The following is a 24,661-nucleotide window of genomic DNA, read 5'->3' on the forward strand; positions in this document are numbered from 1 at the left end:
TTTCGAAAACCCCAAGGCAACCATGACAGACACCCCCTTCCTTCCCCGCGTCGCCGTCGTCACCGGAGGCGCGCGCGGCATAGGCCTTGCCATCGGACAGTGGTTCCTGGCCCACGGCTACCACGTCGCGCTGCTCGACAACGACCATGCCACGCTCGATGCGGCCGTCGCCGAACTCGCCTTGCCCGATCGCGTGCTGGGCGTGCACTGCGACGTGTCCGACGCGGCGCAGGTAGCCGCCGCGGCCAAGGCCGTCGCCGGCCGCTTCGGGCGCGTCGACGCGCTGGTCAACAACGCTGGCGTCGCGGTGTTCAAGCGCATCGCGGACACCTCTTTCGCCGACTGGCGTTCGGTGATGGGCACGAACCTCGATGGCGCCTTCCTCTGCACGCAGGCATTCAGCCCTTCGATGGTCGAAGCCGGCAGGGGTGCGGTGGTGAACGTGGCGTCGATCTCGGGCTTGCGCGCCAGCACGCTGCGCGTGGCCTATGGCACCAGCAAGGCAGCGCTCATCCACCTCACGAAGCAGTACGCAGTGGAGCTGGGCAACGCGGGCGTGCGCGTGAACGTGATCGCGCCCGGCCCGGTCGAGACCGAAATGGCCAAGCTGGTGCACAGCGTGGCGATCCGCTCCGACTACGTCGACGCCATTCCCCTGGGCCGCTACGGCAGCGTCGAGGAAATGGCCAACGCGGTGGGCTTCCTGTGCAGCGATGCGGCGAGCTTCATCAATGGCCAGGTGATTGCGGTGGACGGCGGCTTCGACGCCGCCGGCGTCGGCCTGCCGACGCTGCGCCGGGGCGCGGCCAACGCGCAGGCCGACCACGCCTGAGGAGCGAATCCCATGAGCAACGACAGCTACATCATCGGCTGGGGCCACACGCCCTTCGGCAAGCTCGACGCGGCCGACGGCGAGCAACTGATCCGCGACGCCGTCGAGCCCGCGCTGCAGACAGCCGGGCTCGAGGCCGCGGACATCGACGGCATCTTCGTCGGCCACTTCAACAGCGGCTTCGTGCCGCAGGACTTCAGCGCGTCGCTGGTCGCGCTGGCCGTGCCCGGCCTGCGCCACGTGCCGGCCGTGCGGCTGGAGAACGCATGCGCCACGGGTTCGGCCGCCATCTGGGCCGCGCTGGACGCAGTGAAGAGCGGCCGCGTGCGCCACGCGCTGGTGGTGGGTTTCGAGATCATGAACGCCGTGCCCGGCCCGGTCATCGCGCAGACGCTGCTGCGCTGTTCCTATGTGAAGGAGGAAGGCACGACGCCGGCGGGCTTCGCGGGCGTGTTCGGCCACATCGCGGGCGGCTACTTCGAGCGCTTCGGCGACCAGAGCGACGCGCTCGCGGCCATCGCGGCCAAGAACCACGCCAACGGTGTGCACAACCCCCATGCGCACATGCGGCGCGACCTGGGGTTCGACTTCTGCCGCAATCCGTCGGACAAGAACCCCTTCGTCGCGGGACCGCTCAAGCGCTCCGACTGCTCGCTGGTGTCCGACGGCGCGGCGGCGCTGGTCATTTCGTCGACGCCCGTCGGGTCGGCCAAGGTGCCGGCGGTGCGCTGGCGCTCGCACACGCAGGTCAACGACTACCTGCCGCTGTCGCGGCGCGACCCGACGCGCTTCGAAGGTGCGGCGTTGGCGTGGCGGCGCGGCCTGGAAACGGCACGGCTCACGCTCGACGATCTTGGCTTCGTCGAGACGCACGACTGCTTCACGATCGCCGAATTGCTGGAGTACGAGGCCATGGGCCTGGCGCCGCACGGGCAGGGCGCACGCGCGATTCTCGACGGCGTGACGCGCAAGGACGGCCGGCTGCCCGTGAACCCCTCTGGCGGCCTGAAGTCGCGCGGCCATCCCATCGGCGCGACGGGCGTGTCGCAGCATGTGATGGCCGCGATGCAGTTGACCGGCACGGCCGGCGACATGCAGGTGGGCACGGGCAAGCCCGGCGCCGTGTTCAACATGGGCGGCGCCGCCGTCGCCAACTACCTCAGCGTGCTGGAGGCGGCATGAGCCAGGCGCACGCCGCGAACCTGTCGGTGCTGCTGTCGCAGACGGCGGCGCTGTTTCCCGCGCGCGCCGGCCTGATCCTCGAGGACCGCAGCTGGACCTGGCACGAGATCGACTCGCGCGTCGATGCGCTCGTGCAGGGGCTGCGCGCGCTGGGCATGCAGCCCGGCCACAAGCTGCTCGTGCAGTCGCGCAACAACCTCGCGCTGTTCGAGAGTTGCTGGGCCGCATTCCGCATGGGTGCGGTGTGGGTGCCGGTCAACTTCCGGCTCACGCCGCCCGAAGTGGCGTACCTGGGCAGCTCGAGCGAGGCGACGGTGATGCTGGCCGAAGACGGCTTTGCCGCGCACGTCGACGCAGTGCGCGGTGCCAGCGCGCATTTGCGCCACGTCGTCACCATCGGGGCGCCGCGCCAGGGCGAACAGGGCTACGAGGCGCTGATCGCCGCCAATGCGGGCGCGCAAAAGTCCGTTGCCGATGTCGAGCCCGGCACGCCGCTGTGGTACTTCTACACCTCGGGCACGACCGGCAAACCGAAAGCGGCCGTGCTGACGCACGGCCAGCTCGCCTTCGTCGTCGCCAACCATCTCGCCGACCTGATTCCCGGCACGACCGAAAACGACTGCTCCATCGCCGTGGCGCCGCTGTCGCACGGCGCGGGCATTCATGCGTTGCTGAACGTCGCGCGCGGCGCGGCCACGGTGCTGCCGTCGTCGGACCGGCTGGAGCCGCGCGCATTCTGGTCGCTGGTCGAGCGCCACAAGGTCAGCAACCTCTTCACAGTGCCGACCATCGTCAAGATGCTGGTCGAAGACCCGTCGGTCGACGAGTTCGACCACCGCTCGCTGCGCTACGTGATCTACGCCGGCGCCCCGATGTACCGCGCCGACCAGAAGCGCGCGTTGCAGAAGCTGGGGCCGGTGCTCGTGCAGTACTTCGGCCTCGGCGAGGTGACGGGTTGCATCACTGTGCTGCCGCCGACGATGCACTCGGCCGACGACGCGGATGCCAACGCGCACATCGGCTCATGCGGGCGGCCGCGCACCGGCATGGAAGTCGCGATCCTCGACGAGCAGATGCAAAGGCTGCCGGCCGGCGCCGTCGGAGAAATCTGCTGCCGCGGACCGGCCGTGTTCGCGGGATATTTCAACAACCCGGAGGCCACGGCCAAGGCCGTGCGCGGCGGCTGGTTCCACACGGGCGACCTGGGGCGCATGGACGCGCAGGGCCTGCTCTACATCACGGGCCGAGAGTCGGACATGTACATCTCGGGCGGCTCCAACGTCTACCCGCGCGAGGTCGAGGAGATCCTGCTGACGCATCCCGCCGTGCGCGAGGCCGCCGTGCTGGGCCTGCCCGACGCCAAGTGGGGCGAGGTGGGCGTGGCCGTGCTGGTGTGCGATCGCGAAGGCGTGACGGCCGAAGACATCCTGGGCCACCTCGACGGCCGCTGCGCCAGGTACCGCTGGCCGCGGCGCGTCTTCTTCTGGGAGTCGCTGCCCAAGTCAGGCTACGGCAAGGTCACCAAGAACGAAATACGCCGGCTCCTTTCGGAGCGCGGAGAGATCGGGGAGGCCACAACCCACTGAGCCTGCCTTTTCTTCCCGGACGATCGGATTCAAGACCAACCAGAACATAGAGACAACAGATGAACATCAACCGCCGTACCGTGCTGCGCACCGCCGCCGCTGCTTCCAGCCTCGCCATGCCCCTGCGCCACGCCTTCGCGCAGAAGAACGTCTTCAACTACAAGTACGCCAACAACCTGCCGGTCTCGCACCCGATGAACATCCGGGCCAAGGAGATGGCCGACGCGATCCGCGCGGAGACCAGCGGCCAGGTCGACATCCAGATCTTCCCGAACAACCAGCTGGGCTCGGACACCGACGTGCTGAGCCAGTTGCGCGCAGGCGGCGTCGAGTTCTTCACGCTGTCGGGACTCATCCTGTCGACGCTGGTGCCCGCGGCCTCCATCAGCGGCGTGGGCTTTGCATTTCCCGACTACGCGAGCGTATGGAAGGCCATGGACGGGGACCTGGGCAGCCATATCCGCATGCAGATCGCCAAGTCCAACATCGTGGCCATGGACAGGATCTGGGACAACGGGTTCAGGCAGATCACGTCGTCGAACAAGGCCATTGCGTCGCCGGCCGACCTGAAGGGTTTCAAGATCCGCGTGCCGGTGTCGCCGCTGTGGACCTCGATGTTCAAGGCGCTGGATGCCGCGCCCACGTCGATCAACTTCGCCGAGGTGTATTCCGCGCTGCAGACGAAGATCGTCGACGGGCAGGAGAACCCGCTTGCGATCATCTCGACCGCCAAGCTCTACGAAGTGCAGAAGTTCTGCTCGATGAGCAACCACATGTGGGACGGCTTCTGGTTCCTGGCCAACAAGCGTGCATGGGACAAGCTGCCGCCCGCGCTGCAGGCCATCGTCGCGAAGCACATCAACGCGGCGGCGCTGAAGGAGCGAACCGACGTCGCCGAGCTCAACGCCAACCTGCAGAAGGAGCTCGCGGCCAAGGGCATGCAGGTCAGCCAGCCCGACCCCGGCGCCTTCCGCGACCAGTTGCGCAAGGCCGGCTTCTATGCGGAGTGGAAAGCCAAGTACGGCGACGAAGCATGGGCGCTGCTGGAGCGCAGCGCGGGCAAGCTCGCATGAACGCGCCGCGCCCGGCGGCGCGGCCGCCCGAGCATCACGCGGGTTCCTCGGCAGTGGAAGACCCGGCCGGCGCGCACGGCCACGGCCACGGCGACGCGGCCAACGAGGCCGACCCAAGCTCGTTGACCTCGTTGACCTCGCGCATCGAGCGGCTGCTCGGCGCGCTGGTGGACGGCGCGGCCGGCGCCCTGGTGCTGGCCGACGTGGTGGTGCTGCTGGCGGGCGTGGTCGCGCGCTTCGTGCTGCACCAGCCGCTGATCTGGTCGGACGAACTCGCTTCGATGCTCTTCATCTGGCTCGCCATGCTGGGCGCGGTGGTGGCGCTGCGGCGCGGCGAGCACATGCGCATGACCGCGCTGGTGTCGAAACTGCCGCCGACGCGGCGCCGCTTCTCCGAGGCCGTGTCGCTCTACGCAGCCCTCGCTTTCCTGGCGATGGTGGTGTGGCCTGCGTGGGAATACGCGTCGGAAGAGCGCTTCATCACCACGCCGGCGCTGGACATCTCCAACGCCTGGCGCGCCGCCGCGCTGCCGGTGGGCGTGGCGCTCATGGCCATGTTCGCGGCGCTGCGGCTGTTGCGCGACTTCGACTGGAAGACGTCGTTGCAGGCCCTGGCGATCGTCGTGACTCTCATCGCGGCATTCACCCTGGGCCGCGCGGTGTTCGAAGACCTGGGCCGGCTCAACCTGCTGGTTTTCTTCGTCGGCGTGGTGCTGGCCTGCGTGCTGTGCGGCATTCCCATCGCGTTCGCTTTCGGCCTCGGTACCTTCGGCTACCTCGCGCTGACCACCGACACCGCGCTGCCAGTGATCGTCGGGCGCATGGACGAAGGCATGTCGCACCTCATTCTGCTGGCGGTGCCGTTGTTCGTCTTTCTGGGCCTGCTCATCGAGATGACGGGCATGGCGAAGGCGATGGTCTCGTTCCTTGCCAGCCTGCTGGGGCATGTGAGGGGCGGCCTTTCCTATGTGCTGGTGGGGGCGATGTACCTGGTGTCGGGAATTTCGGGCTCCAAGGCGGCCGACATGGCTGCCATCGCGCCCGCGCTGTTCCCCGAGATGAAGAAGCGCGGCGCCGCCGAGGGCGAACTGGTGGCGCTGCTCGCGGCCACCGGCGCGCAAACCGAGACCGTGCCGCCCAGCCTCGTGCTCATCACCATCGGCTCGGTCACGGGCGTGTCTATCGCGGCGCTGTTCACGGGCGGGCTGCTGCCGGCCGTCGTCCTGGGCCTGATGCTGTGCGTGGTGGTGTACATGCGCAATCGGCACGAGGACCTGAGCGGTATCGCGCGGCCCGAGGTGCGGCAGGTGCTGAAGCTGGGCCTGGTGGCGCTGCCCGCACTGGCATTGCCTTTCGTGATCCGGGCGGCGGTCGTCGAAGGCGTGGCCACGGCGACAGAGGTGTCGACCATCGGCATCGTCTATGCCGTCGTCGCCGGGCTCGTGGTGTACCGGCAGTTCGACTGGCGGCGGCTGGGCCCGATGCTCGTGGCCACCGCTTCGCTGTCGGGCGCGATCCTGCTGATCATCGGCACGGCCACCGCCATGGCCTGGGGGCTGACGCAATCGGGCTTCTCGCGCTGGCTGGCGGAGGTCATGGGCAGCCTGCCCGGCGGCGCGCCGATGTTCCTGGCGGTATCGCTCGTCGCCTTCGTGGTGCTGGGCTCCGTGCTCGAGGGCATACCGGCCATCGTGCTGTTCGGTCCGCTGCTGTTTCCGATCGCGCGGCAACTGGGCATCCACGAAGTGCACTACGCCATGGTCGTCGTGTTGTCGATGGGGCTGGGCCTGTTCGCGCCGCCCCTGGGCGTGGGCTACTACGCTGCCTGCGCCATCGGCCGCGTGCGGCCCGACGAGGGCATCAGGCCCATCGTCGGCTACATGCTGGCCCTGCTCGTCGGCACCACGGCCGTGGCGGCCATTCCGTGGCTTTCCATCGGGTTCCTATGAGATTCATCCGTTTGCGCACACCAAGGAGAAAAGCATGGAAACAAGGACAGGCATCGCCCGCAAGACAGTCGCCGTGGACGGCGACGTCCGGTTGAGCTACCTGGAGGCCGGCAACGGGGCTCCCCTGGTGCTCATCCCTGGCTGGTCGCAAACGGCCGAACAGTACAGGTACCAACTCGAAGGCCTGGCGGACCGGTATCGCGTGATCGCGTTCGACCTGCGCGGCCATGGCGATTCGGACAAGCCCGGGCGAGGCTACCGCATCCCGCGCCTTGCGGCCGACCTGCAGAATGCGCTGGTCGCGCTCGACCTGCGGGACGTGACCATCGTCGGCCACTCGATGGGCTGCTCGGTGCTCTGGTGCCACTTCGACCTGTTCGCAGCCGGGCGTATCGGCCGGTACGTGTTCTGCGACCAGGCGACATGCCTCACGCGCAACCCCGAGTGGACCGACCAGCAGGTCGCCGACTACGGCCCCATTTTCACGGCCGACAGCGTGGTCGAGACCGCCAATGCACTGCGAGGCGCGGGCGGGGTGGAGGCCACGGTCGGCTTCCTGCGCTCCATGGTCACGGCCGACATGCCCGCCGAGGCCTTCCAGTGGATCGTCGACATGAACTTGAAGATGCCACGCGCCGCGGCGGCCGACCTGCTCTACAACCACTGCCACCAGGACTGGCGCGAGGTGCTCCCGCGCATCGACCGGCCGACGCTCTTCATCGGCGGCGAGGGCAGCCTGGTGCCGCACAGCTGCATGCGGTGGGAGGCGACCCAGGTGCCCGGCGCCAGGGTGGAGATCTTCGAAGAAGGGGAAGCGGGCTCGCACTTCATGTTCATCGAGAACGCGGGGAAGTTCAATGCGCTGCTCGCGGGATTCGCCGGTTGATGCCCGGTGCGAGGCCCCCGAAGCGGATGCCGGACACGGTCTCCGGCATTTCCGGAAGCTCAGTCGGGCCGCGAAGACTCAGACGGCGCTGATGTTCTTGTCCTTGGCCACCTTGGTCCAGCGCGCGGCATCCGCGGACAGCCGCTTGCGCATGGCCGCGGCGGGTTGGTACGCGGCGATGGCGCCGGCGTGGACCAGCTTGTCCTGCACGTCCTTGTCCTTGGACAGGATGTCGGAGAGCTCCTTGTTGATGCGTGCCACCACCGATGCGGGCGTACCCAGCGGTGCGATGAGGCCGCCCCACGAATCGAAGTCGAAGTTGGGGAAGCCCTGGGCCGAGACCGTCTTCACGCCGGGCAGCAGCACGTTGCCGCGCGGCGAGCTCACGGCAACGGCGCGCAGCTTGCCCGACTTGATGTGCGGCAGGGCCGCGACCACGTCCGCGAACATCACGCCGAGCTGGCCGCCCAGCAGGTCGGTCACGGCCGGCGCGCTGCCGCGGTAGGGCACGTGCTGCATGTCGAAGCCGCCCAGGTCCTTCAGCTGCTCCATGGCCAGGTGGCCGAAGCTGCCCGCGCCCGAGCTGGTGTAGTTCAGCGGCGTCTTCGCGGCCTTGGCATGGGCGATGAGGCTTTGCAGCGAGTCCACGCCCGGCATCAGCGTCGGGTTGACGACGATGGCCATGGGCAGGTCGTACACGGTCGCCACGCACATGAAGTCCTTCTCCACGTCGTAGGCGCCGTTCTTGTACAGCAGCGGTGCCAGCAGTGCCGGCATGCCGAACATCGACAGCGTGTTGCCGTCGGCCGGCGACTTGATGAACTGGGCCGTGCCGATGGAGCCGGACGCGCCGGGGCGGTTGTCCACCATGATCGAGGTGCCCAGGCGTTCGCCGAGCTTCTGCGAAGTGATGCGCGCGGCCGTGTCGGTCGGGCCGCCAGCGGGGAAGGCCACGACCATCTTGACGATCTTGCCCGGCCATTCGGCGTCTGCCGCGAACGACGGCAGGCCCAGGGTGGAAAGTGCGCCTGCGGCGCCGGTGGCCAGCAGGTGGCGGCGGCTGATGATGTGAGTTTGGTTCATGTCTGTTCTTTCTGAAAGATGAAAGGGTGTCCTGGCGTGCGGCCGCGGCGGGTCAGATCGCCTGCTGCGCGCGCGCCGCGGCAATGGCCTGGTCGTCCATGGCCAGCACTTCGCGAAGCACCTCGTCGGTGTGCTGACCCAGGTGGGGTGGCGGCCGGCGCACGGGCGTGCGCTCGCCGTCCATCACGTAGGGGGGCGCGAGCACGCTCTGCGGCCCGGCTTCCGCGTCGTCGAAGTGGTGCAGCAGGTTGGCCTGGGCGGTGCGCGGCGAGGTCAGCGCCTCGTACATGCCCAGCACTTCGCCGCAGGGGATGCCGGCCGCCGCCAGGCTGGCGAGCAACTCGCGGCGGCTCAACCCGCGCAGGGCTTCGCGCACCAGCGGCAGCAGGATCTCGCGGTTGGCCGAGCGCTCGGTGTTGGTGGCGAAGCGGGGGTCGGCGGCCCACTCGGGCCGGCCGACGACCTGCTCGCAGAAGCGCACGAACTGGCCGTTGTTGCCCACGGTGATGACCACCGGGCCGTCCGCGGCATCGAAGACGCCGTAGGGAACGATCGAAGGATGCGCGTTGCCGAACTTGGGCGGATCGCCCGCCTTCAGCAGGGCCTCCATGCCGTAGTAAGAGGTGATCATCAGGCCGCAGTCGTAGAGCGCCATCTGCACATGGCGCCCGCGTCCCGTGGCGTGCCGCTCGTACAGCGCGGCGAGGATGGCCTGGCCCGCGTACATGCCGGTGAACATGTCGACCGCGGCCACGCCGAACTTCAGCGGCCCCTGGCCCGCTTCGCCGTTCATGGCCATGATGCCGGCCTCGCCCTGCACCAGCAGGTCGTAGCCCGGGCGCTGTGCCTCCGACGTGCTTCGCGCATAGCCGGAGATGGAGCAGTAGACCAGGCGCGGGTTCGACGCGCTGAGCTGCTCGTAGCCCAGGCCCAGCTTGTCGGCGCCGCCGACCTTGAAGTTCTCGATGACCACGTCAGATTTCGCGGCGAGTTCGCGCGCGATCTGCACGCCCGCGGCGGACTGCAGGTCGATGGTGACGGAGCGCTTGTTGCGGTTGGCGCTGTTGAAATACGAGGTGTTGCGGGTGCCCACGCGCACGCCCCAGTCGCGCGTGTCGTCGCCGCGGCTGGGGTGCTCGACCTTGATGACGTCGGCGCCCAGGTCGGCCAGCGCCATGGCGCACATCGGGCCCGCGAGCACGCGGGACAGGTCGAGAACACGTAGGCCAGCCAGGGGCTGGACGGGAGCGGCTTGAGGCATGGGGGACGGACGGGCGAAGGCGAACGAGAACGAGCGAAGACGGACGGCGACCGCAGGACGGGCCTTGCGATGCGTGCGGGCGGCTGGCAGGGAATGCACGGATTATTTGCCGCCGCCTGAAAATTTACAATCGTTCGGTTTTTTGACGTTGATGTAAATCTGAAATTGACAATGGATGTTCAAGCCCTGGGCCTGCTGGTCGACATCATCGAAGCCGGCAACCTGAGCAAGGCCGCCACCATGCTGGGCATGAGCCGGGCCAACGTGAGCCAGCGGATCAATCGCTTCGAGCGTGAACTCGGTGCGCAGCTGCTGCGACGGACCACGCGCCAGCTGGAACCCACCGAGCTGGGCATGAAGCTGTACGAGCACGGGCGTGCCGTACGCCACGAGGTGAAGGCCGCGGCCGAAGCCGTGAGCAGCCTCGGCAAGGGCCTTCAGGGAATGATCCGCCTGAGCGTGCCCAGCGGCTACGGGCAGCTGCGCATGTCGGGGTGGCTGGCGGAGTTCATGGAGCGGCATCCGGAGATCACGCTGCACGTGATCTTCGACAACGACATCGAGGAGCTGGTGAAGGGCTCGGTCGATTTCGCGGTGCGCGTCATGGCCGAGCCACCGGCGCAGTTGATTGCCCGCGAGCTGGGGCGCGTGCGGTACGTGGCGTGTGCGACTGCGTCGTTCATCGCAAGGCATGGAATGCCGACGAGCCTGGAAGAACTCAAGCGGCTGCCGCTCATCACCTCGCAGCAGACCAGCGAGCGCCTGAGCATGGCCGGCGGGCAGGCCGGCGGCCACCGTTCATTGCAGACCCGGCCTCGGCTGATTTCGGCCAACTTTCATTTTCTGTGCGACGCGATCGCGCAGGGCCTGGGTGTGGGGCTGCTGCCGGACTACATGGTGCAGGCGCCCATTGCGCGCGGAGAAATGCAGGCGCTGGCGTTGCAGGAAGAAGACCTGGACTTCCTGTCGACGCAGAAGTTTCTGCTCTACGTGCCGAGCAGGTACCAGACGCAGGCCGTGCGGACGCTGATCGACTTTCTCGTGGAAAGGGAACAGGGATCGCGCCCGCGCATGGACTGACGCGCGCGAGCCCGCACGGCGAGCCCCTCAGGCCGCGCGCTTGTGCGCCGGCGCATCCACCTCGTAGTACGCCTGGCGTTCCTCCACCGCGTTCCAGCCGATGATTTCCTTGAACGCCGGCATCGTCGTCTGGCCGCCGGGCAGGCCATCAACGTCGCCGGTGCGGCGCTGCGACAGCACCTCCAGGTTGGCCTGCAGCGCATGCACCGTGCTCATGAGCGTGACGATGGGATAGGTCGCGAAGGCGGCCACCGACTCGATCTGCGCGCGGCTCAGGCTGGCCATCCACAGGCCCTGCATCAGCTGCAGCGAGAGGCGCCGGCCGGTGGCCTCCTTGAGCTTCACCAGGTCGTCGAAGCCCTTGAAGGTGCGCGAGATCGGCTGGATCAGGTCGGCGCCGGCTTCGGCGTACTGGCAGGCACGGTCGGTCGCCTCCGCCGGGTCGATGGCGTCGGTGCGCGCCACGATCAGGAAGTCGGGGTCCTGGCGCGCGTCCACCGCCGCGCGGATCTTCGCCACCGCGTCGCGCACCGGCACCAGCGGCATGGTGCTGGCCGCCGCGGGGCAGCGCTTGGGGCTGAACTGGTCTTCGATGGAGATGGCCACCACGCCCGTTTTCTCGAACTCGCGCACCGTGCGCGCCACGTTGATCACGTTGCCGTAGCCGGTGTCGGCGTCGGCGAATATCGGCTTGCGCACGATGTTGGCGATGCGGTTGACCACGCCCACGTTCTCGGTGAGCGTGTAGAGCTCGACATCGGGCTGGCCCAGCAGCGACGCGGAGATACCGAAGCCGGTGGTGAAGATGCCGTCGAAGCCCGACTGGTCGACGAGCAGGGCCGACAGCGCGTCCTGCGCGCCGGCCATCCAGAAGGTGGGGCCGGAGGTGATGCGCGCACGCATCGTCTTGCGAACTGAGGTCATTGAAAGAGTCGCTCCTTGCGGTTGTTGCGGGCGGGAATCAACGCTTGACGGGATCGATGTAGCCGCCGAGCGAAACGAATTTCTGGTCCTTGAGCTCCATCAGCGCCACGCCGGTCTGGCCGCGCCGCGCATAGCCGCCAGCGCTGATGGGCTGGAAAGAAATCTTCGGCCCGATCTTCTGGTCGAAGCCCGACAGCCCGTCCAGCGCAGCCACCACCTTGGCGCGGCTGGGCTCGTTGCCCGCGCGCTTGAGCGCCTCGACGGTCACGGCCGCGGCCGAGTAGCCCATCAGCGCCGTGGAGGAGGGGGCCGACTTGGGGTACAGCTTGGTGTAGCGCGCAAAGAAGTCCTTGATGGCGGGGTTGTCGCCTTCCACCGCGTCGTAGTAGGAGGCCACGTACAGCTTGGCCGGGCTCTTGCCCAGCAGCTCGACGAACTTGGGGTCGTTCAGCCCGCCCGCGCCGAACACGGTCGGCTTCCAGCCGAGCTTTTCGGCCCCGCGGAAGAACAGCACCGCCTCCTGGCCCAGCGCATAGACGATCACCACGTCGGGCTCGGCCTGCTTGAGCTTGAACACCTGCGAGGTGATGTCGGTGGCGAAGCGCTCGAAGCTTTGCGCCTCCACCAGCTTCAGCCCATGCTTGTCGAGCTGCTTGATGGCGATGTCGTAGGCCGGCTTGCCCCAGCCGTCGTTCTGGTAGAGCATCGCGATCTTCTTCGCCTTCAGCTTCTCCACCGCGTAGTCGATGTAGGCAGCAGTCTCCGTCGATTGCGGCGAAGGCAGCACGTAGAGCAATTCGCGCGGCGGCGTGCTCGTGAGGTCCGAGATGCTCAGCGCGCCGATGGTCGGCACCTTGCGCGTGGCGCTGTATTCGTAGGCGCTGATGTTGGTGGCGTGGCCGATGTTGCCCACCATCGCAAGCACGTTGTCGCGCTCGACCAGCAGCTTGGCGTTGGCCACCGACTTCGCGGGCTTGAGCTCGTCGTCATAGGTGATGAGCTTGATCTTGCGGCCGTTCACGCCGCCTTGCTCGTTCACCATGTCGAAGTAGGTGCGGATGCCTTCGTCCACCGCCTTGCCCATGTAGGCCAGCGTGCCCGACATCGGCTGCGACGAGCCCAGCACGATCTCCTTGTCGAGAACGCCTTCGGCCTTGTTCTCGAACGCAAGGGCGAGCGTGGGCAGCGCGGCGACGCCCAGCAGCGCGGCGGTGGTGGCGAGCACCGTGCGGCGCGAAGCAATGTGTTTCATCGGGTGTGTCTCCTGTCGTTGATGGGGGGAAATAGGTGCGTCTCAGCCGCCCAGATAGGCGCGGCGGATGTCCTCGTTGCCGGCCAGCTCGGCCGCCGGCCCGTGCATGACGACGCGGCCGGTCTCGATCACGTAGCCTTCGTCGGATATGTCCAGCGCGATGTCGGCGTCCTGCTCCACGATCAGCAGCGTGAGCCGCTCGCGATCGCGGATGTCGCGCAGCGTGGAGAAGATGGCGTCCTTCATGATGGGCGCCACGCCCATCGAGGGCTCGTCGAGCATCAGGAGGCGCGGCTTGGCCAGCAGGCCGCGCGCAATGGCCAGCATTTGCTGCTCGCCGCCCGACAGCGTGCCCGCGCGCGAGGTGATGCGCTCCTTCAGACGCGGGAAGTAGCCGAGCACGCGGTCGATGTCCTCGCGCACCTCGGCGGCCGGTCGGGTGTAGCCGCCGAGCACCAGGTTTTCCTTCACCGACAGCTGCGCGAACACCATGCGGCCCTGAGGCACGTGCACCACGCCGCGGCGCACCAGCTGTTCCGCCGGCACGTTGGCGATGCTTTGTCCGTCGAAGACGGCGGTGCCGCCGGCCACCGGCAGCAGGCCGGAGAGCGCACGCATCAGCGTGGTCTTGCCCGCGCCGTTGGCACCCAGCACGCACACGATGCCCGCGGCCGGCACATCGATCGACACGCCGTGCAGCGCGCGGATCTTGCCGTAGGCGGCGCTCAGGTTGTCCACGCGCAGCAGCGTGCCTGCGCGCTTGGGGGATTCAACGGCGTTTGCCACTCTTGCCTCCTCCGAGATAGGCCTCGACCACGGCCGGGTTCTGCTCGATCTCGCGCGGCGAGCCCTGCGCCAGGAAGGCGCCGTTGTGCATCACGGTGATGGTGTCGGAGATCGACATCACCAGCGGCATGCTGTGCTCGATGAGCAGCAGCGTCGCGCCCGTGGCCTGCTGCAGCCGGCGCAGCGTGTCGCCCAGCGCATCGATCTCACGGTTGTTCATGCCGGCGGCCGGTTCGTCGAGCAGCATCAGCACCGGCTCCAGCGCCATGGCGCGTGCCAGCTCCACCAGCTTCTGCGTGCCGTAGGGCAGGTCGCGCACCAGCGTGTGGGCGTGAGCGCCCAGTGCCAGGCTGTCGATGATCTGCTGCGTGCGTTCGCGTTGCTCGCGCTCCTCGCGGCGCTGGCGCGGCAGCCGCAGCAGCGCCTCGGCCAGCGTGCAGCGCATGGCGCCGGAGCGCGCGATGAGCACGTTGTCGAATACCGTGAGTTCCGAGAACAGCTCCAGGTTCTGGAAGGTGCGCGCGATGCCCAGGCGCGAGATCTGGTGTGCCTTGCACTTGAGCAGGTCGTGTTCGCCGGTGGGCGTGCGCAGGCGCATCGTGCCCTTCTGCGGGGTGTAGAAGCGGCTGATGCAATTGAGCATCGTGGTCTTGCCGGCGCCGTTCGGGCCGATCAGCGCATGCACGGTGCCGGGCATCACGTCGAAGCCGACATCCTGCACGGCGACGATGCCGCCGAAGCTCATGCGCACGTCGGACAGGCGCAGCAGGGGCGCGGTGCCGGGGACCGGCCGGGCCCGGGTCGCGACGGGCGTGCCTTCGATCAGTGCCCTCATCGCGGCACCTCCGCGCCCGGCAGCTTCCTGCGCTTGAGCAGGCTGGCCAGCCCGTCGGGCAGGAACATCAGCGCCAGGATCATCGCCACGCCGTACAGCGCGCGCTGGAACTGGTCGAAGCCGAAATAGGTGAGCAGCTGCGGCGCGCCGATGACGAACACCGCCCCCAGCACCGAGCCCATGATCGAGCCCAGCCCGCCCACGATCACCATCGACACGAAGCTGATCGACACCATGATGTTGAACAGCGACGGGTCGATGAAGCGCACCACCGGCGCATACAGCGCGCCCGAAAGTCCCGTGTAGAAGGCGCACACGCCGAAGGCGATGAGCTTGAGCCTGGTCGCGTTGAGCCCTAGCGCGCGCGAAGCCGTTTCACTGCCCTTGAGCGCGAGAAAGCCGCGTCCGAAATGGCTCTGCGACAGGTTGCGCGCCACCCACAGCGCCGCGCCCAGCACCACCGCCACGAACAGGTGGTAGGCCCGCTCGCCGAGCGCGAAGCCGAACAGCGTGGGCCCGGGCGCGCCCATGCCGTTCTCGCCACCCGTGAGCTCGCCGCCGGACTTGGCGATCTCCACCGAGATCATCACGAAGCCCAGCGTCGCGATCGCCAGGAACACCTCTTCCAGGCGCAGCACCGGCAGCGCCAGCAGCACGCCCACCACGGTGGCGATCGCCGCGGCGATGAGCATCGAGAGCACCAGCGGCACGCCGAAGTGGGTCGTGAGAATGGCGCTGCCATAGGCACCGATGCCGAAGAACACCGCGCCGGCCATCGAGATCAGGTTGGTGTAGCCGGTGAGGATGTTGGTGCCGAAGGACGCGAGCGTGTAGATCAGCACCAGCGTGAAGATGTAGAGCACATAGCCGCCGGGGATGAGCGGCGCGAGCACGAAGAGCGCGATGAACACCAGCGGTGCCAGCCAGGGCCGCGAGTCGAAGATGCGTGTCATGGGATGTGCCTGCTCAGACTTTCTTGACCTGGCGCCGCGCCAGCAGCCCGTGCGGGCGCAGGATCAGGATGGCCAGCATCACGATGAAAGGCACCGCGTCCTTCCATTCGGAGGACAGGTAGGCGCCGGTGAGGTTGGAAGTCACGCCGATGATCACGCCGCCCAGCAGCGCGCCCGGCATGCTGCCGATGCCGCCGAGCACGGCCGCTGCAAAGGCGAAGTGCAGGGCGCTCTGCATCATCGAGAAATGAACGAAGGTCAGCGGCGCGATCAGCAGCCCGGCGGCCGCCGCGATCACGTGCGACAGCGCCCACGCCAGCGAGTAGATGCGCTTGATGGGAATGCCCATGAGCCGCGCGGCCGTCGGGTTCTCCATGGTCGCCTGCATCGCGATGCCCAGCCGTGTGAAGCGGAAGAACGCGAACAGCGCTGCGGCCAGCGCGGCGCACACGCCCACGATGCCCAGGTCGATGCCCGAGACGATCACGCCGCCCACGTCGATGGGCGCGGCGGGAAACACGCTCGGCAGCTCCTGCGTGTCCTTGCCCCAGATCCAGATGGCGAGGTCGCCGAAGATCAGGAACAGGCCCAGCGTGCAGATGGCCGACGACAGCAGCGCCTTGCCGATGAAGCGCCGGATGATGAAGCGCTCGATCAGCATGCCCAGTGCCGCGCCGAACAGCAGCACGATGGGCACCACGGCCCACATCGGCAGGCCCAGCCGCACCAGCGTGTACGCGGTGAACGCCGACAGCATGGCCGCCTCGCCGTGCGCGAAGTTGAGGATGCCCGTCGCCTTGAACACCATCACGATGCCCAGGGCGATGAGCCCGTAGATGGCGCCCAGGGCGACGCCGCTCACGATCATCTGCAGCATGCGTTGCGCTCCGGGCTCAGGCGGCCGCAGGGGTTTCGCCCTGCCGCGCGAGCCGTGCCTTCAGGTACGGGATGAAGCCGCCGGCTTCGAGCGTGCCGCGCTCCACGGAGGACAGCCGCTCGAAGGGCAGCGACCTGCCGCTGGCCACATGGGTCACCGTGCTGGCGTCCCAGTCGACCTTCAGTTCGTCCCAGCGGCTGGTGATCTCGCGGATGCCGGGGCAGGTGACGAGCGGAAAACCCATGCTGATCTCGCCGCGGAAGAAACCCGGCGAGAAAGACTCGGCAATCACGCCCGCCACGCCCAGGTGGCGCATCGCGCGCATCGCCGGATAGTGCGGATGGCCGTAGCCGAAGTTGTGGCCGCCCACCAGCAGGTCGCCCTTCTTCACCGAGGCGGCAAAGGCGGGGTCGTAGCTCGTCATGGTGACGGCGGCGAGCTCGTGGATGTCGGTGATCTTGATGTTCTTGATGCCGACGATCAGGTCGATGTCGAAGTCGTCTTCCTCGAAGATCCAGGCCGCGCGGCCTTGCAGGTTCGGCATGCTCATGCGGCGCTCCCTTCGAGGGCGCGGGCCTGCGCAGCCTGCGCCAGGTAGGGCCGGGGGTCGGCGATGCAGCCCTCGAGCGCCGAAGCCGCGACCACCGCCGCGTTGCAGATGAAGATCTCCGAGTCGGCGCTGCCCATGCGCCCGGGCGTGTTGAGCGTGCCGGTGGAAACCGCCCGCTGGCCGTCGGTCATGGTCGCGATGCGGCCGTAGCAGTAGTCGCAGCTCGACGAGCTGATGAACGCGCCGGCATCCACCAGCGTCGCGATGAGCCCCTCCCTGGCGGCCTGCGACATGATCGCCTGCGACGTCGGAACCACGTGCAGCTGGAAGCCGGGCTTGATGCGGCGCCCGCGCAGCACGTCGGCCGCGGCGCGCAGGTCCTCCAGCCGGCCGCTGGCGCAGGAGCCGAGGTAGCCCGTGTGCACCTCCAGGCCCGCGTACTCGCTCAGGTCGCGCGTGTTCGCGGGGCTCGGCGGCGCCACCACGATGGGCGTGAGGTCGCTCACGTCGATGCTGACCTCGCGGTCGTACACGGCGCCGGCGTCCGGGTACACCGGCGCGAGCGCGATCTTCGAGCGGCCCTCGGCGTAGGCCAGCGTCTTCGCGTCGGGTGCGATCAGCATGGTGGTCGCGCCGAGGAACATGGCCTGGCCGCAGATGGTCTGGCGGCCCTCGATGCTCATCGCGTCGATCACCGGGCCGCACAGCTCCACCACCTTGAAGCGGCAGGACGACGGGCCGAGCACGCGCACCATGTGGTGGAACACGTCGCGCGCCATCACGCCAGGCTGCAGCGTGCCCGTGATTTCGATCTTCACCGTGCCGGGCACGGTCAGCGCCATGGTCTCGCTCACGAAGGTTTCAAGCACGCTCTTGCGCGCGCCCATCGCCAGCGTGCCGAAGGCGCCGAGCTGGCTCACGTGGCCGTCGAAGTGCACCGCGAAGGCGCCTGGCGTGGCGTAGCCGAGCTCGGCCGACACCTGGTGGCCGATGCCTTCGCGCTCGTGCACCGGCACGCCCTGTTCCTTGCCCCAGGCGCGCGTGACCTTGTGCAGCTCTTCTTCCTTGGGCGCGGTGGCCGGGACCATGTGGTCGATGAAGAGCACGAAGCGTTCGGGGCTGGGCACCTTGTCCACGCCGAACTCTTCACGCGCCTCCTTGAAGAACACGTCGGTGTAGCCGGGGAAGTCGTAGGCGATCACGAAGTCGGGGCGGGCCAGCACTTCGTCGCCGGCGCGAACGCTGGCAAGCCCGGCCGCGCGGGCCAGGATCTTTTCGGTCATCGTCTGGGGCATCTGCATTCCTTGGATATCCACAATGTGGCGGCATGTATTGCCGTCTTCCATGAATTACAGATGAGCAGCGGTATGGCTCCGGATGAGGTTAACCCTTAAATATCCACAATGTGGATGCAATATAAAGCGACACCCAGGTGACAAAAGCAGGAGGCCAGACATGGCGGACAAACAATCGCCACAAGGTGAGAGCACTCGCACCGGCACGCAGAGCATCGAGCGCGTGGTCGGCATGCTCCGCGTTGTGGCGTCGCGCGGGCGGCGCGGCATGCGCATCGGCGAGATCGCGGCCACCAGCGGCCTGCCGCAATCGACCTGCGCGCGCATGCTGGCGCGGCTGGAGATCGAAGGCCTGGTCGACCGCGACGTGGCCACGCGCAAATACTTTCTCGGTCCGCTGCTGCATGAGCTGGGCCTGCTCGCGCGGCCGCGCTACCGGCTGAGCGACCTGTGCGACGGTGCACTGCACCGGCTGGCCGACGTCACGCAGGACACGCTCTATCTCAGCGAGCGCAGCGGCATGGAGGCCGTGTGCACCAACCGCGCGCTCGGCGACTTTCCCATCAAGGCGATGCCGCTGGACATCGGCATCCGCCGGCCGCTGGGCGTGGGCGCGGGCGGCCTGTCGATGCTGTGCGCCATGCCCGAGGCGGAGGCCGAGGCCATCATCCAGGCCAACGGCCACCGCTACGAGAAGTTCGCCTCGTTCACCGCGGACTTCCTGCGCGAGGCGGTGGCACGGGGCAGGGCACAGGGCTACGCGTTCCTCGACAGCGCGGTGACACCGGGTACCGGCGCCATCGGCATGGCGTTCCCGAAGGGCAACCCCGTCGGCGCGATCAGCATCGCGGCCATCTCCGGGCGGCTGGGCGCGGATCGTCGCGAGGACATGGCGCGAGAGCTGCGACGCGAGGTGCGCAAGATCGAGGCGTCCATGCTGGGCACCGCAGGCTCGGCCACGGCGGCCTCGGACGAGGGCGTGGAAGAGAACTGAAGGGGGGCTCGGGCAGCCGCGCGGTCGAAGCCCGGTCCACGGCACGCACGCGCAAGGCGAGGGCTTGTGCTCCTACAAGAAGGGCAGGGCACGCGGCCTAATTTTTGGACAGCCGCTTCGAACGGATTTCTCTCAACCCACCCACTTCCCCACCCACTTCGCACAGGACATCTCATGGCCAATTCAGGCGATTCCACGACACCCCGCATCGACAAGAGCGACGCAGCGCAGGTCGCGCGCTGGACGCGCGAATTCGACGTGACCGACGAACAGCTGGCCCAGGCCATTGCCAAGGTCGGCGACAAGGCGGCCGATGTGGAGCTCTATCTCAAGGGCAGCCGCAGCTCGACGAACGCGGACACCGCGAGCGCGGCTGGAAAGGGGAAATAGAAGGCGCGCCGTTACCCTGGCCTACTCGGTCAGCGCACGCTTGACGTCTTCCTGCAGGCTTCGCAGGTGATCGCGCATGGCCACGCGCGCGCTTTCCGGATCCCTTGCGCGCAAGGCACGAATGATCGCGCCGTGCTCGTCGTGGTTCTCCGGCTGCCTGTGCAGCGGGCTGTGCAGGCGAAAGAGCCGGGCATTGACGCGCAGCTCTTCCACCAGGCGCGGAAACACCACGTTGCCGCTGGCCCTGGCGATGAGCAGGTGGAACCGGTCATCGAAATGCCAGTGCTCGGTCTCGCTGTGTTCGCCGGCGTTCAGCGACTGGATGTCGGCTTCCAGCGCATCGATCTCCGCGTCGGTGATCTTGCCGACTGCCATGGCGATCGCTTCGCCTTCGATGACTTCGCGCGCACGCATGCAGTCGAAGTATTCCTTGGTGCCCAGTGCGCGCACCGCATAGGAGCGTGCGTCGCGCCGCACCAGCAAGCCCTCGCCCGCCAGCCGCACGAGGGCCTCGCGCATCGGCGTGCGCGAGATGCGCAGGTCTTCCGCGAGCCGGGCTTCCTGCAACGGGCTACCGGCGGAGATCTGGCGGTCCAGGATGAGCGTGCGCAGCCGCTCGTACGCCTGCTCGGCAAGGCTGGCGGACCGCACCTCCAGCGGAGCGATCGTGATGGTGGCAGGCTGCGTGGGGCTTGGAAGGCTGGGCATGCGAAAAGGAACAAAGGCCACGATGGAGGCCGCGAAGCAGGCCGGTGGGGGCGGGAGAGCTTAGCAGGGCCGCATCGCGGTGCGGCCCGGTTGCGTCAAAGCCATTTGTCCAGCGGATTGCCGTCGTTCGGCACGCGCGGCCGCAGGCAGGGCAGGAACTGCCCCGACCCCGGTTCGGCCAGGAACTCGCCGTCCTGCCACACCACGCGTCCGCGCGAGACGGTGACGCCCGGCCACGCCCGAAGCTGCATGCCTTCATAGGGCGTGTAGTCGACCGCGTGGTGGAGCATGCTGTTGGTGAGCAGCTTCTCCTGCCCCTGGGCGAACACGTCCCACACGACGAAATCGGCGTCGCTGCCGACCGCGATGGTCCCCTTGCGGGGGTAGAGGCCGTACAGCCGCGCCGGATTGGTGGCCGTGAGTTCGACGAAGCGGTGAATGTCGATGCGCCCCTTGAGCACGCCCTCGCTCATCAGCAGCGGCAAGCGGGTTTCCACGCCCGGAATGCCGTTGGGAATGCGGTCGAAGGACGCGTCGTCGCCGGCCACGCGCTTGCCGTCGCTGCCGCCCATGTTGAAGGGCGCGTGGTCGGACGAGAAGATGGTGAACAGCCCGCTCGACAACCCGTTCCAGATGAACTGCTGGTTGGCTTTGTCGCGCGGCGGCGGGCTGCAGATGCAGCGCGCGCCATGCATCGGATCGTCGGGGTCGATGCCCAGGTCCTCGGCGCTCAGGAACAGGTACTGCGGGCAGGTCTCCGCATGGATCGGCAGGCCGCGTCCGCGCGCCCAGTGGATCTGCTCGACCGCCTCGCGGCCGGACACGTGCACGATCAGGATCGGCGTGTCGACCAGCTCGGCCAGTGCGATGGCGCGGTGCGTGGCCTCGCGCTCCACCGCCATGGGCCGCGAGCTGCTGTGGTAGCGCGGCGCGGTGAGCCCCGCGTCGAGCAGCTGCTCGGTAAGCCAGGCGATGCAGTCGCTGTTCTCCGCGTGGATCATGGTCATGGCACCGTGCTTTCGCGCGGTGGCCAGCACTTCGATGATCTGGCGGTCGTCCAGCTTGAGGTCGTCGTAGGTCATGTAGATCTTGAAGGAGGTGTAGCCCTTCTCGATCAATGCGGGCAGCTCGCGCTGCGTCACGTCGCGCGTGGCGTCGGCCACGATCAGGTGGAAGGCGTAGTCGATCACGGCCTTGCCGTCGGCGCGGCGGTGGTAGTCGTCCACCGCCTCCTGGATGCTGTGGCCCTTCTGCTGCGCGGCGAAGGGCAGCACGGTGGTGGTGCCGCCGCAGGCCGCGGAGCGCGTGCCGGTGAGAAAGTCGTCCGCGAAGCGCGAGCCGTCGCTGGTCGGCTGGTCGAAGTGGCAGTGGCCGTCCACGCCGCCGGGCGTCACCAGCCGGCCGCGCGCGTCGATCTCGTGGCCGGCGCGTGCGTCGAGGCCTTGCGCAATGGCGCAGATGCGCCCGTCGCGCACGCCGATGTCGGCGGTGTAGCGGTCACCCGCGGTGGCGATGTCGGCGTTGCGCAGGATCAGGTCGTAAGTGGTCATGAGGCGTGCTCCGGAGGCTTTCTTTCTAGCGCTGCTCGAGCGCCGGTTCGGCGGGCACCGCCGGCGCGCTCGCGTTGCCGTAGGCACGGCCGTAGTGGCGCTCGATGCGCCGCTGGACGAAGTCCCACGCGGTGGTCATCAGCAGGTAGTAGATGGCTGCGACCACGAACAGCTCCAGCACCATGAACTTCTCCTGAATCAACACCTGCGTGCGGCGCAGCAGCTCTTCCATGGAGATCACGGAGGTGATCGAGGTGGTCTTGAGCAGGCCGTTGATGCTGTTGCCCAGCGTCGGCACGATCAGTCGCATGGCCTGCGGCATCACGATGTAGCGCATGGTCTGCGCGCTGCTGAAGCCGACCGCGCGCGCGGCGTTCGTCTGGCCGGCGGAAATCGACTGGATGCCGCCGCGCACGATCTCCGCCAGGTAGGCGGCCTCGTTGAGGATCAGCCCCAGAAGCGCCGACTCGATGACCGACAGTTTCAGACCCAGCTGCGGCAGCCCGGTGTAGATGATGATCAGCTGCACCAGCAGCGGCGTGCCGCGGAACACCCAGATGTAGAAGTGCGCGGGCCCCGCGATCCACCGGCGGCTCGACAGCCGGGCCAGCGCGAGCGCGCAGCCCACGACCAGCCCGCCCGCGATGGCCGCGAGCGTGAGCCACAGCGTGGTCACCGCGCCGCTGAGGATGTACGGATTGAACAGGTAGTCGACGAACCCCGACCAGCTCCAGCCTTGTCCCATGAGTGTTCCTTGGTGTGCTCGATGGCGATGGCGGCGGGGCTCAGCCCGCCGGCCCCTTGACGCTCACCGCGCCGTCGACGGCCTTGACGCCGTACTGGTCGAACAGCTTTTGGAAGCTGCCGTCGGACTTCATGTCGTTCATGACCTTGGCCATCGCGGCGGCCAGGTCCTTGTTGCGCGCGGCCAGCGCGACGGGCGTGGGGAACAGGCCATGCAGCACGCGTTCGAAGTCGCCGCGCTTCTGGTACTCGGCACCCGTCGAGTCGATCGACAGGGCCACCTCGACCTGCCCCGCGCGCAGCGCCTGGAACGCCATGGCGAAGTTCTCGAAGGTGCGGATGGTCATGCCCTTCATGCCCTTGTCGGTGAGCTGCTTGTCGAGCTCGCGCGCCTTGCGCTCCTCAAAGCCGCCGAGCTCCACGCCGATGCTCTTGCCCGACAGGTCGTCCGGCTTGGTGATCTTCAGCGGGTTGCCCTTGGCGGTGCTGATGCTGATGGCCTGGTCTTCGTAGATGAGCATCTGCATCAGCTTGGCGCGCTCTTCCGTGTAGAAGATGCCGGTGTTGATGACGTCCCAGCGGCCCGCCTGCAGTCCCGGGATCATGGCGGAGAACTCGATGCGGACGTATTCGGGCGTGAGGCACAGGCGCTTGGCGATGGCCTCGCCGAGTTCCACGCGCATGCCCTTGAGCGCGCCCGTCTGGTCGACGAACTGCATCGGCGGCAGGGTGGGGTTGACCGACATGGTCAGCGTGCCCTTCTTGACGAGCGCCGAGTCGGGCACGGGCGACTTGCAGGCCTGCGCGTTCGCGGCGCCCGCGCAGAAGACGAAGAGTGCCGTTGCCGACGCGAGAGCGGAGAGCAGTTTCATGGGAGTGTCCTTGAGGAATGAACGAACGAGGCGACGAGGTGAACTGGTAAGAGGGCGGGCGCTCAGGCGTGGATCGAATCCAGCAGGTCGAGGCGCGCGAGGGCGCTGCGCAAGTCAGCGGCGTCGGCCTCGGGCAGGGGCAGGCGGGGCGCGCGCGGCTTGCCGACCGGCAGGCCCATCATCGTGAGCCCGTCCTTGGAGGCGGCGACGTACCGGTGGCCGCCCACCCAGCGCACGATGGGCAGCATCTGCTTGTAGAGGGCGAGTGCGGCGGGCATGTCGCGCTCGTCGGCCACCAGCTCGAACAGGCGCGCGGACATCTTCGGGATCAGGTTGGAACACACGGCCACCCAGCCCTGCGCGCCGAGCCAGAACGACTCGTAGCCGAGGATGCCGGCGAACACGGTCATGCGGTCGCCGCACAGCTCGATGATGTCGCGCACACGGGTCACCTCGAGCGTCGACTCCTTGATGTATTTGCAGTTGTCGATGCGCGAGAGGCGGGCCACCAGTTCCGGCTTGAGGTCGACGTTGGCGGTGGCCGGGTTGTTGTAGACCATGATCGGAATGTCGATCGACTCGGCCACCTTGCGGTAGTGCGCGAACAACTCGTCGTCGGTGGGCGTGCTGTAGAAGGGCGGAATGATCATGACGCCGTCGGCACCCATGCTCTGCGCCTCGCGGCTCAGCCGCACGCATTCGTCGGTCCACTCCGCGCCGGTGCCGATCAGCACCGGCACGCGTTTTGCTGCAGTGCTCACGCAGGTTTCGATCACCAGCTGGCGCTCATCGGGCGTCAGCGACAGGAACTCTCCGGTGCTGCCCAAGGGGATCAGCCCGTGGATTCCCTCCTCGATTTGCCAATTGACCAGCTTCTTCAGTGCCGGCACGTCCACGTGCAGGCCGTCGTCGGTCATAGGGGTGATGAGCACCGTATAGGTGCCGCGGAACGCTGTCATGGGGCAGTCCTTGGAAAATCGGATGACGAAGTATACGTAT

General features: G+C 67.8%; 24 protein-coding genes. 9 read left to right on the top strand and 15 right to left on the bottom strand.

Going from position 1 to position 24,661, the window contains the following annotated elements:
• Positions 1–22 precede the first annotated feature (22 nt).
• From WIX39_RS28800 to WIX39_RS28825, 6 genes are read left to right on the top strand one after another with little or no spacing between them, the layout of a single operon-like run.
• Positions 23–832: an SDR family NAD(P)-dependent oxidoreductase gene (locus WIX39_RS28800; protein ID WP_409196593.1), complete on the top strand. Its 810-nt coding sequence runs from the start codon at positions 23–25 to the stop codon at positions 830–832.
• Between the two features lie 12 nt (positions 833–844).
• Entirely contained in the window at positions 845–2,014 is a 1,170-nt protein-coding gene (locus WIX39_RS28805; RefSeq protein WP_081267667.1) for an acetyl-CoA acetyltransferase, read from the top strand.
• A complete protein-coding gene (locus WIX39_RS28810) occupies positions 2,011–3,600 on the top strand; it encodes an acyl-CoA synthetase (RefSeq protein WP_409196594.1) in 1,590 nt (529 codons plus the stop codon). The genes WIX39_RS28805 and WIX39_RS28810 overlap by 4 nt, the downstream gene beginning before the upstream one ends.
• 59 nt (positions 3,601–3,659) lie before the next feature.
• A complete protein-coding gene (locus WIX39_RS28815; protein ID WP_409196595.1) occupies positions 3,660–4,673 on the top strand; it encodes a TRAP transporter substrate-binding protein in 1,014 nt (337 codons plus the stop codon).
• Complete coding sequence (locus tag WIX39_RS28820; RefSeq protein WP_409196596.1) at positions 4,670–6,622, top strand: TRAP transporter large permease subunit; 1,953 nt, start codon at positions 4,670–4,672, stop codon at positions 6,620–6,622. Before WIX39_RS28815 ends, WIX39_RS28820 begins: the two co-directional genes overlap by 4 nt.
• 34 nt (positions 6,623–6,656) lie before the next feature.
• Positions 6,657–7,508, top strand: a complete 852-nt coding sequence (locus WIX39_RS28825) for an alpha/beta fold hydrolase (protein WP_081267663.1) — start codon at positions 6,657–6,659, stop codon at positions 7,506–7,508.
• A 78-nt stretch (positions 7,509–7,586) separates the two neighbouring features.
• On the opposite strand, the gene WIX39_RS28830 is transcribed toward WIX39_RS28825, so the two are convergent.
• Both WIX39_RS28830 and WIX39_RS28835 read right to left on the bottom strand, forming a co-directional pair.
• On the bottom strand, positions 7,587–8,591 hold the full coding sequence (locus WIX39_RS28830) for a Bug family tripartite tricarboxylate transporter substrate binding protein (RefSeq protein ID WP_409196597.1): 1,005 nt from the start codon (positions 8,589–8,591) through the stop codon (positions 7,587–7,589).
• Positions 8,592–8,643: 52 nt separating this feature from the next.
• On the bottom strand, positions 8,644–9,852 hold the full coding sequence (locus WIX39_RS28835; protein ID WP_409196598.1) for a CaiB/BaiF CoA transferase family protein: 1,209 nt from the start codon (positions 9,850–9,852) through the stop codon (positions 8,644–8,646).
• 171 nt (positions 9,853–10,023) lie between these two features.
• Here WIX39_RS28835 and WIX39_RS28840 point away from each other — a divergent pair, with 171 nt between their 5' ends.
• Positions 10,024–10,932 carry a LysR family transcriptional regulator gene (locus WIX39_RS28840; protein ID WP_285411414.1) on the top strand — a complete coding sequence of 303 codons (909 nt, stop codon included), beginning with the start codon at positions 10,024–10,026 and terminating at the stop codon, positions 10,930–10,932.
• A 27-nt stretch (positions 10,933–10,959) separates the two neighbouring features.
• On the opposite strand, the gene WIX39_RS28845 is transcribed toward WIX39_RS28840, so the two are convergent.
• Genes WIX39_RS28845 through WIX39_RS28880 form a run of 8 tightly spaced genes read right to left on the bottom strand, consistent with a single transcriptional unit; the run spans position 10,960 to position 18,404 of the window.
• Positions 10,960–11,856 carry an isocitrate lyase/PEP mutase family protein gene (locus WIX39_RS28845; protein WP_106938321.1) on the bottom strand — a complete coding sequence of 299 codons (897 nt, stop codon included), beginning with the start codon at positions 11,854–11,856 and terminating at the stop codon, positions 10,960–10,962.
• Between the two features lie 37 nt (positions 11,857–11,893).
• Positions 11,894–13,108 carry an ABC transporter substrate-binding protein gene (locus tag WIX39_RS28850; RefSeq protein WP_081267658.1) on the bottom strand — a complete coding sequence of 405 codons (1,215 nt, stop codon included), beginning with the start codon at positions 13,106–13,108 and terminating at the stop codon, positions 11,894–11,896.
• Between the two features lie 42 nt (positions 13,109–13,150).
• Positions 13,151–13,894 carry an ABC transporter ATP-binding protein gene (locus WIX39_RS28855; protein WP_409196599.1) on the bottom strand — a complete coding sequence of 248 codons (744 nt, stop codon included), beginning with the start codon at positions 13,892–13,894 and terminating at the stop codon, positions 13,151–13,153.
• Complete coding sequence (locus WIX39_RS28860) at positions 13,878–14,729, bottom strand: ABC transporter ATP-binding protein (RefSeq protein ID WP_409196600.1); 852 nt, start codon at positions 14,727–14,729, stop codon at positions 13,878–13,880. The genes WIX39_RS28855 and WIX39_RS28860 overlap by 17 nt, the downstream gene beginning before the upstream one ends.
• Positions 14,726–15,682 (bottom strand): branched-chain amino acid ABC transporter permease, encoded by a 957-nt coding sequence (locus WIX39_RS28865; protein ID WP_409196601.1) that lies wholly within the window; start codon positions 15,680–15,682, stop codon positions 14,726–14,728. The genes WIX39_RS28860 and WIX39_RS28865 overlap by 4 nt, the downstream gene beginning before the upstream one ends.
• A gap of 13 nt (positions 15,683–15,695) precedes the next feature.
• Positions 15,696–16,559, bottom strand: coding sequence for a branched-chain amino acid ABC transporter permease (locus WIX39_RS28870; RefSeq protein WP_081267654.1), 864 nt, complete (start codon positions 16,557–16,559; stop codon positions 15,696–15,698).
• Positions 16,560–16,575: 16 nt separating this feature from the next.
• A complete protein-coding gene (locus tag WIX39_RS28875; protein WP_409196602.1) occupies positions 16,576–17,109 on the bottom strand; it encodes a 3-isopropylmalate dehydratase in 534 nt (177 codons plus the stop codon).
• Positions 17,106–18,404 carry a 3-isopropylmalate dehydratase large subunit gene (locus tag WIX39_RS28880; RefSeq protein ID WP_081267803.1) on the bottom strand — a complete coding sequence of 433 codons (1,299 nt, stop codon included), beginning with the start codon at positions 18,402–18,404 and terminating at the stop codon, positions 17,106–17,108. Before WIX39_RS28880 ends, WIX39_RS28875 begins: the two co-directional genes overlap by 4 nt.
• 160 nt (positions 18,405–18,564) lie before the next feature.
• Between WIX39_RS28880 and WIX39_RS28885 the strand changes: the two genes are divergently transcribed.
• The gene (locus tag WIX39_RS28885) at positions 18,565–19,398 is read left to right on the top strand and encodes an IclR family transcriptional regulator (protein ID WP_409196603.1); all 834 of its coding nucleotides are present in this window, start codon (positions 18,565–18,567) and stop codon (positions 19,396–19,398) included.
• Positions 19,399–19,572: 174 nt separating this feature from the next.
• Complete coding sequence (locus tag WIX39_RS28890; protein WP_081267651.1) at positions 19,573–19,788, top strand: DUF3606 domain-containing protein; 216 nt, start codon at positions 19,573–19,575, stop codon at positions 19,786–19,788.
• 21 nt (positions 19,789–19,809) lie between these two features.
• Here WIX39_RS28890 and WIX39_RS28895 read toward each other — a convergent pair whose 3' ends face one another.
• The 5 genes from WIX39_RS28895 to WIX39_RS28915 all read right to left on the bottom strand — a co-directional run bounded on the left by WIX39_RS28895 (position 19,810) and on the right by WIX39_RS28915 (position 24,621).
• Entirely contained in the window at positions 19,810–20,496 is a 687-nt protein-coding gene (locus WIX39_RS28895) for a GntR family transcriptional regulator (protein WP_081267650.1), read from the bottom strand.
• Positions 20,497–20,591: 95 nt separating this feature from the next.
• On the bottom strand, positions 20,592–22,046 hold the full coding sequence (hydA, locus tag WIX39_RS28900) for a dihydropyrimidinase (RefSeq protein ID WP_409196604.1): 1,455 nt from the start codon (positions 22,044–22,046) through the stop codon (positions 20,592–20,594).
• A gap of 25 nt (positions 22,047–22,071) precedes the next feature.
• Complete coding sequence (locus WIX39_RS28905) at positions 22,072–22,791, bottom strand: amino acid ABC transporter permease (RefSeq protein ID WP_081267648.1); 720 nt, start codon at positions 22,789–22,791, stop codon at positions 22,072–22,074.
• Positions 22,792–22,831: 40 nt separating this feature from the next.
• Positions 22,832–23,662 carry an ABC transporter substrate-binding protein gene (locus tag WIX39_RS28910; RefSeq protein WP_409196605.1) on the bottom strand — a complete coding sequence of 277 codons (831 nt, stop codon included), beginning with the start codon at positions 23,660–23,662 and terminating at the stop codon, positions 22,832–22,834.
• Between the two features lie 62 nt (positions 23,663–23,724).
• On the bottom strand, positions 23,725–24,621 hold the full coding sequence (locus tag WIX39_RS28915; RefSeq protein ID WP_409196606.1) for a dihydrodipicolinate synthase family protein: 897 nt from the start codon (positions 24,619–24,621) through the stop codon (positions 23,725–23,727).
• Positions 24,622–24,661 lie beyond the last annotated feature (40 nt).

It is taken from the genome of Variovorax sp. AB1(2024) (assembly GCF_037482385.2).
Lineage (GTDB): Bacteria > Pseudomonadota > Gammaproteobacteria > Burkholderiales > Burkholderiaceae_C > Variovorax.

Bases quoted from the DNA above. Each gene is read 5' to 3' on its own strand.
- WIX39_RS28800 (WP_409196593.1), top strand. From the start codon at position 23: ATGACAGACACCCCCTTCCTTCCCCGCGTCGCCGTCGTCACCGGAGGC.
- WIX39_RS28805 (WP_081267667.1), top strand. From the start codon at position 845: ATGAGCAACGACAGCTACATCATCGGCTGGGGCCACACGCCCTTCGGC.
- WIX39_RS28810 (WP_409196594.1), top strand. From the start codon at position 2,011: ATGAGCCAGGCGCACGCCGCGAACCTGTCGGTGCTGCTGTCGCAGACG.
- WIX39_RS28815 (WP_409196595.1), top strand. From the start codon at position 3,660: ATGAACATCAACCGCCGTACCGTGCTGCGCACCGCCGCCGCTGCTTCC.
- WIX39_RS28820 (WP_409196596.1), top strand. From the start codon at position 4,670: ATGAACGCGCCGCGCCCGGCGGCGCGGCCGCCCGAGCATCACGCGGGT.
- WIX39_RS28825 (WP_081267663.1), top strand. From the start codon at position 6,657: ATGGAAACAAGGACAGGCATCGCCCGCAAGACAGTCGCCGTGGACGGC.
- WIX39_RS28830 (WP_409196597.1), bottom strand. From the start codon at position 8,591: ATGAACCAAACTCACATCATCAGCCGCCGCCACCTGCTGGCCACCGGC.
- WIX39_RS28835 (WP_409196598.1), bottom strand. From the start codon at position 9,852: ATGCCTCAAGCCGCTCCCGTCCAGCCCCTGGCTGGCCTACGTGTTCTC.
- WIX39_RS28840 (WP_285411414.1), top strand. From the start codon at position 10,024: ATGGATGTTCAAGCCCTGGGCCTGCTGGTCGACATCATCGAAGCCGGC.
- WIX39_RS28845 (WP_106938321.1), bottom strand. From the start codon at position 11,856: ATGACCTCAGTTCGCAAGACGATGCGTGCGCGCATCACCTCCGGCCCC.
- WIX39_RS28850 (WP_081267658.1), bottom strand. From the start codon at position 13,108: ATGAAACACATTGCTTCGCGCCGCACGGTGCTCGCCACCACCGCCGCG.
- WIX39_RS28860 (WP_409196600.1), bottom strand. From the start codon at position 14,729: ATGAGGGCACTGATCGAAGGCACGCCCGTCGCGACCCGGGCCCGGCCG.
- WIX39_RS28865 (WP_409196601.1), bottom strand. From the start codon at position 15,682: ATGACACGCATCTTCGACTCGCGGCCCTGGCTGGCACCGCTGGTGTTC.
- WIX39_RS28870 (WP_081267654.1), bottom strand. From the start codon at position 16,559: ATGCTGCAGATGATCGTGAGCGGCGTCGCCCTGGGCGCCATCTACGGG.
- WIX39_RS28875 (WP_409196602.1), bottom strand. From the start codon at position 17,109: ATGAGCATGCCGAACCTGCAAGGCCGCGCGGCCTGGATCTTCGAGGAA.
- WIX39_RS28880 (WP_081267803.1), bottom strand. From the start codon at position 18,404: ATGCCCCAGACGATGACCGAAAAGATCCTGGCCCGCGCGGCCGGGCTT.
- WIX39_RS28885 (WP_409196603.1), top strand. From the start codon at position 18,565: ATGGCGGACAAACAATCGCCACAAGGTGAGAGCACTCGCACCGGCACG.
- WIX39_RS28890 (WP_081267651.1), top strand. From the start codon at position 19,573: ATGGCCAATTCAGGCGATTCCACGACACCCCGCATCGACAAGAGCGAC.
- WIX39_RS28895 (WP_081267650.1), bottom strand. From the start codon at position 20,496: ATGCCCAGCCTTCCAAGCCCCACGCAGCCTGCCACCATCACGATCGCT.
- hydA (WP_409196604.1), bottom strand. From the start codon at position 22,046: ATGACCACTTACGACCTGATCCTGCGCAACGCCGACATCGCCACCGCG.
- WIX39_RS28905 (WP_081267648.1), bottom strand. From the start codon at position 22,791: ATGGGACAAGGCTGGAGCTGGTCGGGGTTCGTCGACTACCTGTTCAAT.
- WIX39_RS28910 (WP_409196605.1), bottom strand. From the start codon at position 23,662: ATGAAACTGCTCTCCGCTCTCGCGTCGGCAACGGCACTCTTCGTCTTC.
- WIX39_RS28915 (WP_409196606.1), bottom strand. From the start codon at position 24,621: ATGACAGCGTTCCGCGGCACCTATACGGTGCTCATCACCCCTATGACC.